We start from the raw sequence: 15106 nt of genomic DNA, 5'->3' as shown, positions 1-15106 counted from the left end.
AGTGAAAGGCCCGGCCCTGGCCACCACCACGCTGGCGACGACCGCCATCCCGGCGGGCGAGTGCCTGGCGCTGCTCCGGGAACAAGGGCCCGGGCGGCTCAGGGCTGGGTGTCGAGCCACTCCTGGAAGGTGGGTCCGGCGAGCTTGGCGTGCGGACCGGGCAGGAAGGCGCCATTGGCGGCGAGCTCGGCATCGGGCATGCCGGAGCCGTCGACGGCGACGACCTTGATGCCCCGGCGGGCGCCGAGGAGCCGGCCCGCCTCGGCCATGATCTCCTTGCGGGGTCCGGCGATCTCGGGGATCGGCGCACCGGGAGCGGTGGGGGCGGTGGGGGCGGTGGGGCTGGTGGCCAGGTCGACCAGTTCCTCGGCCACGGTGCGGCAGGCGACGAGCTGGGTGGGCAGGGCCGGGAGGTAGGCGACGTCACCCTGCCGCCAGTCCAGGAGCTGGCCGACGAACTCGTGGAACTGCGCCGCCCGCAGGATGCGGACCGGGAGCGGGCCGGGCAGGAGGAGCTCCTCGTGCGCCTTCTTGGCGGCGAGGAAACCGGCGGTGGCCTGATCGGCGCCGATGATGGACGCCATGGTGATCCGGGCGACCCCCGCCTTGCGGCCGTACTCGTGCAGGTTGCGGGCGGAGGCGCGGAAGAAGTCCGTCGCGGCGTCCTGGTCGGAGGCGTGCCACGAAGCGACGTCGATGATGGCCTCGGCCCCGGTGAGGGCCTCGGCGAGGCCCTCACCGGTGGTGATGTCCACGCCGGTGGCGCGGGACATCGGCACGACCTGCTGTCCCCTCTCGGTGAGGACGTCGACGACGTGGCGGCCCAGCCGTCCGGTCGCTCCCGCCACCGCGAACGTGGTGCTGCTCATGCTGCTCGCCTTCTTCACTTGTTGTAGTTCCGGCCGGGGGGCATGCCGGGGATCGGCTTGGCGATGAGCGCGGCGGGGGTGAAGAAGCCGATGTGGGCGATGGCCATGATGAGCGACCACATCGCCTTGTCGTCGTAGTGCGCGGACGCCCTGGCGTACAGCTCGTCGGGGACGCGTTCCCCCGACGGGTTCGGGGTGAGGACCGCCTCGACGAGCTCCAGCGCCACCCGTTCGGCGTCGGTGAAGTAGGTGGCGTCGCGCCAGGTGGCCACGGCGGTGATGCGTTCCTCCGATTCCCCGAGCCTGCGGAGGGTGCCGGTTTCCCGGATGGTGAAGTACGTGCTGCCGAGGAGCTGCCCGGCGCGCAGCTGCAGCAGGCTGATGGTCGTCGGGGGGATGACGCCGTTCTGGAGGGCCTTGTGCAGACCTTCGCCGACCTCCGCCATCTCGGGGAGGAAGGGGAGGGGGTTGGGCATACGCGAGCGCTGCTGCTCGGTCGTGGTGGGCGTGGACATGGGGAAGACTTCCCTTCTCACTCAGTGCGTCGTGGTGCCGTACGGATCGGTCGCACAGCGTTCTGACGACCACGAGACGCCGGCGCCCCGGTTGCCGTAACAGCGCGGCCATGTGACATGGGCCACCCGCCGTGGGTGTTACACAGCGGCGGGGATCGACGTCTTGTGGGTGCGGCAGTGCCGAGCACGAACGGGCGGCCGCCACGATGTCCCAGGCCCGGTGAAGAGCCGGTGACCGGTCACAGCGCGGCCAGCCTCCGGAGCGCGCGCTCGGCCTCCGCGTCGCGCCGCTGCGCCTCATACCGTTCGAGGGCCTGCTCGAAGGCGTGGCGGGCCCGGGAGAGGTCGCCGAGCGCGTGATGAACCTCGCCCATGTGCTCCAGCACCCTCGGCTCCTCGTAGGCGTCACCGTACTCATGGCAGATCGCCAGAGCCCGCCGGTAGTGGGCCATCGCCTGCTCATGCCGCCCCGTGAGGCGGGCGATCCACCCCAGCGTGGTCAGCGTGGCCGCCTCGGCGGTCGGGTGGTGGTGGCGGCGCAACAGCCCCAGCGCCTTCTCGCCATGGCGACGCGCCTCGGCGTGCTCTCCCCGTTTGGCCAGCAGCCACCCCAGGGAGTTGAGCAGCTGGGCCTCCAGCACCGGGTTGCCGAGGGCCGGCGACAGCCGCAGGGCGCGCCGGACGGACTCCACCGCCTGCTCGTCGTCGCCCTCCGCCTCCCAGACCCAGGCGAGGTTGTGATGGATGGACACCTGGCCGGTGAGGTCTCCGGCGCGCTCGGCCAGGGCGAGGGCCTGCTTGAGGTGGGCCGCGGCCTCGGCGTACTGCTCCGCCCGGGCGTAGGCCGGTCCGAGGAGCCGGTGGGCCAGGGCCTGCGCGGCCCGGTCGCCCAGCTCCTCGGTGGCGGCCAGCCCGGCCTGCCACATCGTGAGATGGTCGTACAGGTGGCCGCGCCGGTAGTCGAAGGAGGTCAGCGACCAGGCCAGTTGCCATACCTCGACGTGCCGGCCCTGCTCGATCGCCAGCCGCTGGACGGCCAGCAGGTTGGAGCGCTCCGCCTCGAACCAGGCCAGCGCGGCCGGTTCGTCGGCGGGCGGGTCCGGGTGAGCGCCGGGGACCGCAGGGCCGAGCTCGATGGGCGGGCGGCTGGAGTTCAGGACGCGCTCGGCGGCGTGGGCGGTGCGCAGGTAGAAGTCGACCAGCCGCCGCGTCGCCGCCCGCCGTTCCTGCTCGGGCAGGCTCCGGGCGTGCTCGGCGGCGTAGATGCGGATCAGGTCATGCATCCGGTAGCGGCCGGGCAGGTGCTGCTGGACCAGGTGGTCGCTCTCCAGCCGGCGCAGCAGCAGCCGTACGCGCCGGACGGGCAGGGCGGTGAGGGCGGCGACGGCCGCGAGGCCGGCGTCCGCTCCCACGGCCAGGCCCAGACGGGTGAACACGCCGGCGACTTCGGCGGGCAGGGCGGCGAAGGAGCAGGACAGCACCGCCCGCAGGTTCGCGGCCGGCTCGCCGAGATCCAGGGCGTCCAGCCGGTCCGCGGCCTCGCGCAGCTCCCCGGCCAGCGCGGCGAGCGGCAGAGCGGGGGACGCGGCGGCGCGGGCCGCCACGATGCCCAGGGCCAGCGGCAGGCCGGCGCAATGGCGCACCAGGTCCTCGGCCGCGCGCGGCTCGGCGTCGATCCGCGCGCGGCCGAGCCTGCCGGACAGCAGCCGCCGGGATTGGTCGAGGTCGAGGACGTCCAGCGCCACGGGCCGCGCGCCGTGGCCGGCGACCAGGGCGGTGAGCGCGTTGCGGCTGGTGATCAGGACCGTGCAGGTGGGGCTGCCGGGCAGGAGCGGCAGCACCTGGTCGCTGTCGCGGGCGTTGTCCAGGACGATGAGCAGCCGTTTGCCGGCGACCATGCTGCGGTACAACGCCGCCCGGCCCTCGGCGTCGGCCGGGATCGCCTGCGGGTCCACGCCGAGCGCGTCCAGAAAGCCCCGCAGGGCCGCCGCCGGCGGCACGGGCTGGGCGGAGGGGTCGAAACCGCGCAGGTTGACGTGTAACTGCCCGTCGCCGAAGCGCTCCAGGTGCCGGTGCGCCCAGTGGAGGGCGAGCCAGGTCTTGCCGATCCCGCCGGCGCCGCCGATCGCGGAGATGACCACCGTGGCGCCGGCGCCGGCCCGCAGCGCCGTGGTCAGCCGGCTCAGTTCCCGCTCCCGGCCGACGAACGCGCCGGGCGCGGCCGGCAGCTGGCGCGGCACCGCCACCGGCCGCGCGGGCGCCCCCACCGCCGCCGCCACCGCGGCCGGCGAAGCGGACAGAGCCGGATCGCCGGTCAGGATCTGCTGGTGCAGCCGGCGCAGCGAGGGGCCCGGGTCGATGCCCAGCTCCTCGACCAGACGTCCGCGTACGCGCTGGTAGTGCTCCAGGGCCTGGGCCTGATGACCGCCGCGGTACAACGCCAGCATCAGCTGACCGGCCACCCGCTCGTCCAGCGGATGATCGGCGCTCAGCGCCGACAGGCCCCCGGAGATCTCGGCGTGCCGGCCGCAGGCGAGCGCGACGTCGAAGTAGTCGAGCTGCGCGGCGAACCGCTCCCGCTCCCACAGGGCGCGGGTCTCGGCCAGCCAGGGGCTGTCCAGCCCGGCGAACGGCTCGCCGCGCCACAGCGCCCAGGCCTGCTCCCACACCGCCAGGCTCTGCTCGCCCTCGGTGGCGCGTGCCTGTCTCACCAGGCGGCGGAACCGGTGCACGTCCGTCGCCTCCTCGTCCACGACGAGGACATAGCCACCCGCCCGCTGCGCCAGCACCTCCTCGCCCGCGCCGGCCAGGGCGGCGCGTAAGCGTGACACGTAGCTGCGCAGCGTGGCACGAGCGGTGCGCGGCGGGTGCTCTCCCCACACCCGCTCCACCAGCCGGTCGGTGTGCACCGGGCGGTTGGCGTCGGCCAGCAGCACCGCCAGCACGCATCGCTGCCGGGCCGGCCCCAGCGGCACGAGGACACCGCCGACGGCGGCCTCGATCTCGCCCAGTACCCGTAACTCCACCGCCATGTGCTCCCCCTCGCCGTCGCGGCTCTCCGACGTACCGGATATCCCAGGCGGCCGGCTGATTCAACGGCCTTACAACAATCGTCCAACCTCCGCGGCTCATGCTGGTCCCAACGACAACCGGGTCACGGTGTCGGGCGAGCAGTGCCAGATCACACCCAGTGGAGGAAGCACATGATGAAAACGCTCAGCCGGTTCCAGGAGCGTCTGCTGGCGCGGCTGCTCCCGCAGGAGAACGTCAGCGCCGCCTGCGGCGGCTGGCGGAACTGCGGCTGCATCTGGAGCGACTCCCACGGGGGTTACGTCAGGCTGGTGATGAGGTACGACACCGACCGCGGCAACGCCTGCACCAATTGCTACGTCTCCGGCTACTGCTGATGATCCCGGCGGCGTCGCCCGGTTCTCTCACCGGCGACGCCGCCGGCAAGGAGGCGACACGATGACGTACCTGTCACTCGGCTCCCGCTGTTTCGTCGCGGTGGTGTTCGCCCTGGCCGTGCTCGGCAAGGCGCGCAACCGCCGGGAGCTCGAAGAGTTCGTGCGCGCGACCCGATCGTTGATCGCGGCCGCGGCGCCCCGGCTGCGCCTGGGCCGGCGCGGGTTGTGGGCCGCCGCCCTCGGCGTGCTCGCGGTGGAGGCGGCGGTGTGCGTGCTCGTCCTCCTGCCGTCATGGTGGCCGCTCGGCCTCGCCCTGTCCGCCGTGCTGCTGGCCGTCTTCGGCGCTGCGACGACGCTCGCTCTTCACCGGGGCGTGCGAGCGTTGTGCCACTGCTTCGGCGGCTCGGCCGTGCCGCTGAGCAGGTGGCACGTGGTGCGCGACGCGGTGATCCTCACGGTCGCGGTCGCCGGGATCGTCGTGCCGGACCGGCCGGGAGGCGAGGCGGCGGGGTTCGCGGTCACCGTCGCCGTGGCGGCCGTGGCGGCGATGGTGACGAGCCGGCTCGACGACATCCTCGAGCTCTTCACGTCCGGCGCGGATTCCCTTTCCTGATCTTTCCGGTTCCTGATTCTCTGACGAGGAGACGACCCGTGGCTGTCCTCGCCGCTTCCACCGTCGCGGTGGGTCTGCTGTGCCTGCTGAACCTGTTTCTCACCTTCGGCCTCATCAGGCGCCTGCGCCGGCGCGGCGGCATCGGCGCCGGCCCGCCGGCGGAAGCCTGGGACCTCGGCGCGTCCCTCCCCGGCCCCGGGCACGAGATCGGCCCCTTCCTCGTGCCCACCACCGACGGCCGGTCGCTCTCCGGCAACCGGCTGCTCGACGGGACGCTGGTGGCGTTCCTGGCCCCCGAGTGCAAGACGTGCCGCGAGCGCCTGCCGGAACTCGTCGCATGGGCGCGGGAGCACGACCGCGAGCGCGTCATCGCCGTGCTGGACGGTCAGGTGTCGGACGTGTCCGGCCTCGCCGCGCTGCTCGACCCGGTGGCGCGGGTCGTGGTCGAGACCAAGGGCAGACCGTTGCGCGAGCTGTTCCGGGTGTCCGCCTTTCCCGCCTACTGCCTGGTCTCCGGCGGCAAGGTGCAGGCGGCCTCCCTGGACCTCGCGCAGCTCCCCGCGGTCAGCCGGTCGTGAGGCGGCGCACCGATCCGGCGGTCGGGCACGACCGGCGGGCGTCGGCCGCCGCCGCGCGCATGGTGTCCTTGATCTGGTCGTCGGCCCCGTTGCCCTTCGCCGGATACCTGGTCGTCACGCTGGCCGGCGCGGCCTGCCCGGTGGCGCTGGCCTGGGCGACGAAGCTGATCCTCGATCGGCTGACGCGGCCCGGACCCGCGGAGGCGCTCACGGGCCCGGTGGTGGCGCTGGCCGTCCTCGGCGTCGCGGCCGGGGTGCTGCCGCAGGCCGGCCGGTACCTGCTGGCCGAGCTGAGCAGGCGGTCGGGTCTGCGGGCCAAGGACGACCTGTTCGCCGCCGTGGAACGGAACTTCCGGGGCATCGGCAGGTTCGAGGACCCCGCCGTGCTGGACCGGCTGCGGCTGGCGCAGCAGAGCGCCTCGGGAACCGCTCCGATCATCGACACGTCGTTCCAGGCACTGCGCGCGGTCGTGACGACAGGCGGGTTCATCGGCTCGCTGGTGGTGCTCAGCCCCTGGTACGCCGCCTGCGTGATCGCGGCCGGCGTGCCGGCTCTCCTGGCCGAGCGCCGGCTGTCGCGCGGACGGGTGTCGTTGTCGTGGCGGACGAGCCCCGCCATGCGCCGCGAGCTGTTCTACGCCGGGCTGCTCAGCACGGTGGACGCCGCCAAGGAGATCCGGCTCTTCGGCGTGGGGGCCTTCCTGCGGGCCAGGATGAGCCGGGAGACGCGGGCGACGAACGCCCGCCAACGCCGGTTCGACCGGCGCGAGCTCGCCGTCCAGGCGATGCTGACCCTGCTGGCCACGGCGGTGTCGGGCGCGGGCCTGCTGTGGATGATCTCAAGGGCCGCCCAGGGCCACTTCACCGCCGGAGACGTGACGATGTTCGTCGCCTCCGCCGCGGGCGTGCAAGGGGGCCTCAACACGCTGGTCGCCGCCGTCACCTCGGGCCAGGAGCACCTGCTGCTGTTCGGGCATTACCTGGCGATCGCCGACGCGGGCCCGGACCTGGCGACGCCGCCTCGCCCGCGCGCCCTGCCCGCGCTGCGCCGTGGCATCGAGCTGCGCGACGTGTGGTTCCGCTACGACGGCAGCCACCCCTGGGTGCTGCGCGGCGTGAACCTGACCATCGAGCACGGCAGCTCCGTCGCGCTCGTCGGCCGCAACGGAAGCGGCAAGAGCACCCTGGTCAAACTGCTGTGCAGGCTCTACGACGTCACCGAGGGCCGCATCCTGTGGGACGGCGTGGACATCCGCGAGGTGCCCGTCGACGAGCTGCGGTCCCGGCTCGGCGTGGTCTTCCAGGATTTCGTGTCCTACGACATGAGCGCGGCCGACAACATCGCGATCGGTGACCTGACGGCCCGGGCCGACCGCGACCGCATCGAGGCCGCGGCCCGCCGCGCGGGCGTCCACGAGACGTTGCGGGCGCTGCCCCGCGGCTACGAGACCCTCCTGTCGCGCATGTTCGTCGGCGACCACGGCGGCGACCACGGCGACGATCACGGCGGCGACCACGGCGGCGATCACGGCGGCGACCCGCACAGCGGGGTGGTCCTGTCCGGCGGCCAATGGCAGCGGCTGGCGCTCGCGCGGGCCTTCCTGCGGGGCGAGAGCGACCTCATGATCCTGGACGAGCCCAGCGCCGGGCTGGACGCCGAGGCCGAACACGAGATCCACGCCCGGCTGCGCTCGATGCGCGCCGGACGGACGAGCCTGCTCATCTCCCATCGCCTGGGGGCCGTCCGTGACGCCGACGCGATCGCCGTCCTGGAACACGGGGTGATCTCCGAACGGGGGGACCATTCGACCCTTCTCGCCGCCGGCGGCACCTACGCCCGCCTGTTCGCTTTGCAGGCCGCCGGCTACGACCGCGAGCCGGACCACCCGACGACCGCGGAAGGTGACGGAACGGATGACCATGACGGCCCTCGTCCTCATCACCACGGCCGGGCTCCTCACCTTCACGGCGCTCCGGCTGCGGCGCCGCTGGGTGATGGTCACCGTCCGGGGTGAGAGCATGAGCCCGACCTTCCGCGACGGCCAGCGGCTGCTGGTGCGCAGGCGCGGCGGCGACCGCGTGAGAGCCGGGGAGTGTGTCGTGTTCACCGACCCACCTCCGCCGGCCACCCCGCCTCCGACGGCCGGGCGGGGGAGCGGCGCTCCGGCGGCGATCCCCGGCCGGCTCGCTCCGTGGACGGTCAAGCGCGTCGCCGCCGCGCCCGGCGATCGTGTCCCCGAGGGCCGGTTCCCGGTGGACGACGACACCGTTCCCCCGCGCCGGCTCCTCGTCGAAGGGGACAATCCCCCGCATTCACATGATTCTCGGCATTACGGCTACCTCGCCGCCGGCCGTGTCATAGGCGTGGTCGTGCGCGCGGCCCCGCCCCGTCCGGAGGCGCTCAGGCCAGCGGCTCGTGGTTGACCCGGATCGCCTTGTACGGGTGGCGAGCCTGCCGGCGCTTGATGAGGTCGGCGGCCCCGGGCATGGTGGAGGTCGCGTTCAGCGCATCGAGGGCGGCCAGACGCAACTGCAGGACGGCGCCGGCGATGGCCACCGGGGCGTGGTCGTCACCCGGGACCCGGATGTGGTGCCGGGCCGCGAACGACGCACCATCGCGATCCTGCCTCGCTCGCTGGTCCGGCCCGTGCACCCCGACCTCGTCTACCGGCCCGTGACCGGTGCCCCCAGCAGCGCGCTTGTCGTCGCGTGGGCGCGGGACGACCGCCGCCGCCTGGTCGCCTCCTTCGTCGCCGCCGCCGTGGAGGCGGCGAGGGCGACGTGAAGACGCGCCTGCGACAGCCCGCACGCTGAGCCGCAGGCCGAGGGCTGGCGGGCCGCTGCGGGAAAGGGCACGGCCGGAGCGGTTCCGGCCGTGCCCTTTTCGCGTCTCAGCTCGTCACGGCACCGCCACCTTCGCGGTCAGCGAGCCGGCCTTGTCGGCCTGCGGGTTGAAGACGATCGTGTACGTGCCCGTGGCGGGCAGCGTCGTCGCCGCGATGGTGCAGTTGCGGCCGCAGTAGGGCGAGCTGCCCAGCGCCGTGCCGTCGGGCTTCAGCAGGCCCACCCGGACATCGGTGGAGCCGGTGAAGCTCGTGCCGGTGAAGGCGACGGTCACCTGCTGCCCGGCGGTGCCGCTGAAGGTCCAGCTCCCGTTCTGGCCCGGGGTCGTGGTGGTCAGCGTGACCGCCGTGCCGCCGATGGTGACGGCGGCCGGGGCGAGGTCGCGGACCGCGTGCACCCTGAGGGCCAGCTTGCCGACCTTCTCGTCCTGCGGGTCGAACTCCACCGCGTAGGCGCCGGTCACGGGCAGTGCCACCGGCTCCAGAAAGCAGTTCTTGCCGCAGTAGGTGGCCGAGACCAGCGTGGTGCCGTCCGGCTTCTTCACCGACACCCGCGCACCGGTGCTGGTGGTGAAGTTCGCGTCGGTGAGGTTGAACGACACCACCTGCCCCGCCGTCCCGGCGAGCGACCAGGCGCCGTTCTGGCCGGGGACCGTCGTGGTGATCGTCGAGGCGGCGCCGCCGACGGTGACCGTGCCGGGCAGGTGGGTGACCGCGTACGCCGCCAGGGTCAGCTTGCCGGTCTTGTCGTCCTTCGGGGTGAACTCCACCGTGTAGGTGCCGGTCACGGGCAGTGCCACCGGCTCCAGGAAGCAGTTCTTGCCGCAGGAGGTGGCCGGCACCAGCGTGGTGCCGTCCGGCTTCTTCACCAGCACCTGGGCGTCCAGCGAGCTGGCGAAGCTCGCGCCGGTGAGGTTGAACGACGCGAGCTGCCCGGCCGTCCCGGCGAACGACCAGGTGCCGTTCTGGCCCGGAGTGGTGGTGGTCAGCGTGGAGGCGGGGCCGCCGAGCGTGACGGTCGCGCTCAGGTGGGTGACCTCGTGCAGTTGCAGGGTGATCGAGCCCGTCTTGGCGTTCTGCGGCCTGAACTCGACCGTGTAGGCGCCGTCGACCGGCAGCACGGCCGGGTCCAGCAGGCAGTTCTTCCCGCACGCGGTGTCGTCGATCAGGACGGCGCCGTCCGGCTTGCGCACCGCGACGTAGGCGTCGTAGGTGCCGGTGAGCGTCGAACCGGTGAAGTTGTACGACACCTGCCTGCCCGCCGTCCCCGTGAACGTCCAGACGGCCTTCTGCCCGGCGCCGACGGTGGTCAGCGTGGAGGCCGGGCCGCCGACCGAGATCGTCCCGGTGACGTCACCCTCGGTGAGCTGCGCGGTCAGCGAGCCGGCGAGGGCCTTGCGCGGGTCGAACAGGATCGTGTACGTGCCGGACGCGGGCAGCGTGATCGGGTCCAGCACGCACAGCTTGCCGCAGGAGGTGTCCTCCCGCAGGACGGCGCCGTCCGGGCCGCGCACCGAGACCGCGGCGTCGGAGGCGCCGGCGAACGTCCCGTTCATGAACGCGAGGTTGACGTAGCGACCCTCGGTCCCGGTGAAGGTCCAGGCGCCGTTCTGGCCCGGGGTCGTGGTGGTCAGCGTCGAGGTGGCGCCGTCCACCGCGATCGTGGCGGTGACGTCGTGCACCAGGTACGCCCGCAGCGTCAGCGCGCCCGTCTTGGCGCCCTTGGGCCGCAGGTCCACCTGGTACGTGCCGGTCGCGGGCAGCGTGACCGGCTCCAGCAGGCACCCCGTGCCGCAGTTGGTGTCGGCGATCAGGTCGGTGCCGTCCGGCTTCCTGACCCTGACGGTGGCGTCCGAGGCGTAGGTGAACGTCGAGCCGGTGAAGTCGAACGACACCCGCTGCCCCGCCGTCCCGGCGAAGGTCCACAGGCCGCGCTGCCCGGGGATGGTGGTCGTCAGCGTGGACGCCGGACCGCCCACGGCGATCCGCGCGGTCACGTCCGGCGGGACGAGGTTGAGCTGGGCCGAGATCGAGCCGGTCTGGATGCCGGCCGGGTCGGCCACCACCTGGTAGGCGCCGTCCACCGGCAGCACCGTCGTGTCGAAGTAGCAGGAGCTCGGGCAGAACGTGGACGGCACCAGGACCGAGCCGTCCGGCTTGCGCATGGAGGCGTACGCGCTGGAGAAGGTGCCGCCCGAGAAGGTGACCGAGATCCGCTGCCCGGCCGTCCCGTCGAAGGTCCAGGCCGGGTTCTGCCCCGGGCCCCTGGTGGTCAGCTCGACCGCCGCGCCGCCCGCCGTGAGCGCCGCCGTGACGTCGCCCACGGTGACCTGCGCGGAGATGGAGCCCACCGCCGTGCCGGAGGGGTCCAGCACCACCGTGTAGGTGCCGTCCGCCGGCAGCGACACCGTGTCGAACGCGCACGACGTCTTGCAGAAGGCGGAGTCGAACAGCTCCGTGCCGTCCGGCTTGCGCACCAGGGCGTAGGCGCTGCCGAACGTGCCCTCCGTCAGCGCGAACGCGGCCCGCTGGCCCGCCGTCCCGGCGAAGGACCAGGTGGCGGCCTGCCCCGGGCCGGTCGTGGTCAGCTTGACCGGGCCGCCGCCCGCGGTGAGCGTGCCCGTGACGTCGCCCTCGGTGACCTGCGCGCTGATGGAGCCCACCGCGGTGTTGGACGGGTCGAGGACGAGCGTGTAGGTGCCGTCGGCCGGCAGCTCGATCGTGTCGAACGCGCACGACGTCCTGCACCAGGTGGAGCGGACCAGGTCCGTGCCGTCCGGCTTGCGCAGCGACGCGTACGCGCCGCTGAACGTGCCGTCCGTCAGCGCGAACGCGACCCGCCGGCCCGCCGTGCCGGCGAACGTCCAGTACGCCCGCTGGCCGGGCCCCGTGGTGGTCAGCCGCACCGGCTCGCCGCCGACGGTCAGGGCGCCGACGACGTCGCCCTCGATCACGGCGGCCGTGACGGGCCCGGTGTGCACGTCGCTGGGATCGACGAGCAGCGTGTACGTGCCCGTCGCGGGCAGCGTGGTGGTGTCGAAGGCGCAGGCCTTCGGGCAGTGGGTGGAGCCGAACAGCCGGGTCCCGTCCGGCTTGGTGATCGAGGCGCTGGCGGTGCCGGCCAGGCCGCTGACCGCGAACGCGACCCGCCGGCCCGCCGTGCCGGCGAACGTCCAGGACGCGTTCTGTCCCGGGACGGTGGTGGTCAGCGTGGACGGCGCGCCGATCGCGACCGTCCCGGTGACCGCCGGGGGCACCGCGTGCAGGCGCAGCGCGATCGAGCCGGTCTTGGCGTCCTTCGGGTCCCACACCATCGAGTATGTGCCGGTGACCGGCAGCGTCTCGGTGTCGACGTAGCAGGCCGCGCCGCAGGACTCCTGCGCCAGCACCTTCCCGTCGGGCCCGCGCAGCTGCAGGGTGGCGTCGCTGAGCGAGGTCAGCGTGCCGCCGGCGAGCTCGGCGGAGATCTGCTGGCCTGCGGTGCCCGTGAACGTCCAGGTGCCCCGCTGGCCCGGGTCGGTGATCTGCAGCGGCACCTGCGGCCCGCCGATCGCCGCGGTGGCGGTGACGTCGGTCCCCAGCGTGTTCACGCTGAGCTTGTAGGGGCCGAACACGTCGTTCCACGGCCACACGCGCAGCCGGTAGGCGCCGGCGGGGAGCCCGTCCACGCGCTTGGCGCCGCACAGGTAGGAGGTGGCGACGCTCGCGCCCGCGGCGTCGGCCAGCTCCCACCGGAGCCCGAACCCGGAGCCGGGGCACTTCTGCGCGTTGACGAAGACCGAGGCCGGCTGGTCCAGCGTGAACCGGTACTCGTCGACGGCGACCTCGCCCTCCAGGTTGCCCGCGCCCTCGCCGGGCACGCCGTCCGAGGCCGTGAACGGCAGCGAGACCGGGAACGTCTGCGGCGGGGTGACCTCCAGGTCGAGCGCCACGTTGTCGAGCCCGTACGCCTGGTTGGACAGGCCCGCCGTGCCGGTGGCCGAGACCTTGACCTCGATCTGGCTGTTCTTGTGCGTGATCGGCACCGTGACGCGGTACTTCGCCCACGGCAGGCCGTTCGCCAGCGTCCCGGAGGCGACGGGCGTCAGCTCGCCCGGCGTGATCGTGTGCGGGTCGTCGCGGTCGGTCTCGACCTTGATCGTCTCGTTGTCGGTGTCGGACGTCCAGTCGCCGAGGGCCAGCAGGTCGAAGCTGAGCGTGCCGGCCTTGTGCAGCGGCAACGACTGCACGAAGAACCGGTAGGAGTCGCTGCCGCTGAACGGCCCGGCGAACGAGCTCACCGCGGGGTCGGCCGACACCCGCGAGGGCAGCGTGTTCTTGCCGAGCGTGCCCTCGAAGTCGATCGTCAGGTCGCCGTTGGCGTCCACGGCCTGCGCCGCCGGGTCGAGGCTCACCGTCTTCTGCTCGGCGGCGGCCGCGGCGAACGAGGTGTCCGCGGTCAGCGCGATGTCCAGGACGCAGTCGTTGAACGGCACGCCCGGCGCGACGCCGCTCTCCTCGCACTGCGCCGTCGCGAGCTGCATCTGCTCGGGCGTCAGGTCGTGGATCGTGACGATGCGAGAGGGGAACTGCAGGTTCGTGAAGGTCGCGGTGCTCTCGCCCGGGCCGTAGGTGAACAGTGACTCGGTGTCGTCCAGCCGCCAGGAGTTGGCGTAGTCGGTGTGCAGCTGGGCGGGGGTGGCGTTGGCGGGCAGCTGGGTGCCGTCACGCAGCTTCAGGTCGTTCTTCGGGTCGCCGTCGGCGTTGCCGAGCAGGCCCTGCAGGTCGCTGTCGGTGGACGGCGGCAGGTAGAGGCCGGCGGCGCCCCGCCTCCAGGACAGGACGGGCCCTTCCAGGCCGTCGAACATGACCAGCCACTTGCCGTCCTTGCGCAGGACGAACGCTTCCTTGCCCAGGTAGAGGATCTTGTCGGGGGCGAGCGTGAACTTCTGGCCGTCGATGTAGAGGTCGTCCTCGTGGAACTCGACCTTGTGGTCACCGGCCTCCATCGCGGCGTCGAACATCACCGACACGTCCCGGCCGCCGCTGGCGGGGCTGAGCCGGCCGTGGATCTCCAGGCCGTGCCTGTCGCTGCTGGCGAGGACGAACTCGCCGACGGACTGCAGGTCGTAGCCCAGGCCGTCCACGGTGGTGAAGTGCGGCTCGCCCTTGACCAGGCCGCCGTGCTCGGAGAAGTACCACAACAGGATGAGGACGACCAGCGCGCCCACGCCGAGCGCCAGCGCCATCTCGATGGTGGCGAAGCCGGCCGCGCGCAGGAAGAGCGCGCCCTGCGGGCTGCGGAGGAACACCATGACGGAGGCGGTCAGCGCGGCCGCGGCCGCCGCGGCGCTGCCGTACTTGGCCACGTCGTTGTTCCGCGAGTCGTTGGAGTCGTTGCTGGGGGTGGTGAGGCGGTCGAGGAGCTGACGCAGGCCCTGCGGGATCGGCCAGTCGCGGTCGTCGTCGTTCTCGTCCGGCTCGGGAATGTCGGCGGGCGGGCTGCCCGGCGGGGGCTGCCGCTTGCTCTCCTCGCACTTGCGTTCCTTCTTCACCTCCTCGATGTGCAGCAGGCCGGGAACGGGCGACAGCGCCCGGTACGTGGAGAGCTGGTAGCCGTCCTTGCCGTCGACCTTGCAGGAGGGGTTCTTGCTGTAGACCTGGAACCAGTCGTCGTAGGTGCCCCAGCGGTTGAGCACCGTGCCGGCGGTGACGTTCTTGACGCCGTCATTGGTCAGCACGCCGACGTACCGGACGACCTGCCCGCCCCAGCCGGAGTAGTCGGGGTTGCCCTCGACCTTGGCCTCGATCACCTGGCCCCAGTTGCTGCCGGCGCGGTCGTAGTAGACGATGTCGGGCCGGTCGCTGCCGCCGCTGAGGGTCGGCTCCCACTGGATCTCGGGGTTGATGAGCCCGCCGCTGCCGCCGATCTGGTCGCTCAGGTACTTGATGGCCCGGGCCTGCCCGATGGCCTCGATGCCGCCGGACGGGCTGCACTCGTTGGGCTGCTGGTAGATGTGGGTGCCGAGCACCGGACGGTCGCGCAGGCACGCCTCGTTGATGCGGCGGCGCGTGGAGTACATGTGGTTGAAGACGCAGCGTTTCTGGCCGCTGCGGCCGTTGGACCAGTCGCTGCTGTTGGGGGAGCAGGCGGTGGCCGCCTCCGCCCACCTGGTTAACAAGAAGTCGGGCACGGGAACGAGGAACCCGGCCACGAGCACGGCCACCATGAACAGACGAAGACGCCGCACGCATTCACCCCGAATAAAGAGAACATAAGTCGAAGCGGGACGGTACACCCA

Annotated in this window: 11 protein-coding genes; 6 read left to right on the top strand and 5 right to left on the bottom strand. The window is 72.7% G+C overall.

Features of this window, described 5'->3' with window-relative positions; translation table 11 throughout:
* Positions 1-98: 98 nt before the first annotated feature.
* The 3 genes from IO39_RS16600 to IO39_RS16590 all read right to left on the bottom strand — a co-directional run bounded on the left by IO39_RS16600 (position 99) and on the right by IO39_RS16590 (position 4416).
* Complete coding sequence (locus IO39_RS16600; RefSeq protein WP_043623332.1) at positions 99-869, bottom strand: SDR family oxidoreductase; 771 nt, start codon at positions 867-869, stop codon at positions 99-101.
* A gap of 14 nt (positions 870-883) precedes the next feature.
* Positions 884-1405, bottom strand: a complete 522-nt coding sequence (locus IO39_RS16595; RefSeq protein ID WP_245642003.1) for a carboxymuconolactone decarboxylase family protein — start codon at positions 1403-1405, stop codon at positions 884-886.
* Positions 1406-1623: 218 nt separating this feature from the next.
* Positions 1624-4416, bottom strand: a complete 2793-nt coding sequence (locus IO39_RS16590) for an AfsR/SARP family transcriptional regulator (RefSeq protein ID WP_043622979.1) — start codon at positions 4414-4416, stop codon at positions 1624-1626.
* 171 nt (positions 4417-4587) lie between these two features.
* On the opposite strand from IO39_RS16590, the gene IO39_RS16585 reads away from it, so the two are divergent.
* The 5 genes from IO39_RS16585 to IO39_RS16565 all read left to right on the top strand — a co-directional run bounded on the left by IO39_RS16585 (position 4588) and on the right by IO39_RS16565 (position 8406).
* Positions 4588-4791, top strand: coding sequence for a hypothetical protein (locus tag IO39_RS16585; RefSeq protein ID WP_043622976.1), 204 nt, complete (start codon positions 4588-4590; stop codon positions 4789-4791).
* Between the two features lie 61 nt (positions 4792-4852).
* Complete coding sequence (locus IO39_RS16580; RefSeq protein WP_052422979.1) at positions 4853-5404, top strand: MauE/DoxX family redox-associated membrane protein; 552 nt, start codon at positions 4853-4855, stop codon at positions 5402-5404.
* 38 nt (positions 5405-5442) lie between these two features.
* Positions 5443-5982, top strand: a complete 540-nt coding sequence (locus tag IO39_RS54465) for a thioredoxin domain-containing protein (protein ID WP_043622974.1) — start codon at positions 5443-5445, stop codon at positions 5980-5982.
* Positions 5979-7997 (top strand): ABC transporter ATP-binding protein, encoded by a 2019-nt coding sequence (locus tag IO39_RS16570; RefSeq protein ID WP_063765288.1) that lies wholly within the window; start codon positions 5979-5981, stop codon positions 7995-7997. The genes IO39_RS54465 and IO39_RS16570 overlap by 4 nt, the downstream gene beginning before the upstream one ends.
* A complete protein-coding gene (locus IO39_RS16565; protein ID WP_157548436.1) occupies positions 7897-8406 on the top strand; it encodes a S26 family signal peptidase in 510 nt (169 codons plus the stop codon). Before IO39_RS16570 ends, IO39_RS16565 begins: the two co-directional genes overlap by 101 nt.
* On the opposite strand, the gene IO39_RS16560 is transcribed toward IO39_RS16565, so the two are convergent.
* A complete protein-coding gene (locus IO39_RS16560) occupies positions 8384-8539 on the bottom strand; it encodes a hypothetical protein (protein ID WP_211267040.1) in 156 nt (51 codons plus the stop codon). The two genes, IO39_RS16565 and IO39_RS16560, sit on opposite strands and share 23 nt — an antisense overlap.
* A 6-nt stretch (positions 8540-8545) precedes the next feature.
* Between IO39_RS16560 and IO39_RS54460 the strand changes: the two genes are divergently transcribed.
* The gene (locus IO39_RS54460) at positions 8546-8767 is read left to right on the top strand and encodes a type 2 periplasmic-binding domain-containing protein (protein WP_211267039.1); all 222 of its coding nucleotides are present in this window, start codon (positions 8546-8548) and stop codon (positions 8765-8767) included.
* A 114-nt stretch (positions 8768-8881) separates the two neighbouring features.
* Here the strand turns inward: IO39_RS54460 and IO39_RS16555 are convergent, their stop codons facing one another.
* Positions 8882-15055, bottom strand: coding sequence for a VWD domain-containing protein (locus IO39_RS16555; RefSeq protein ID WP_157548433.1), 6174 nt, complete (start codon positions 15053-15055; stop codon positions 8882-8884).
* Between the last annotated feature and the right edge of the window lie 51 nt (positions 15056-15106).

Source organism: Nonomuraea candida (assembly GCF_000725485.1).
In the GTDB taxonomy this organism is placed as follows: domain Bacteria; phylum Actinomycetota; class Actinomycetes; order Streptosporangiales; family Streptosporangiaceae; genus Nonomuraea; species Nonomuraea candida.
Note: the sequence above shows the minus strand (reverse complement) of the source record. Positions and strands in the feature narration are given on the sequence as shown.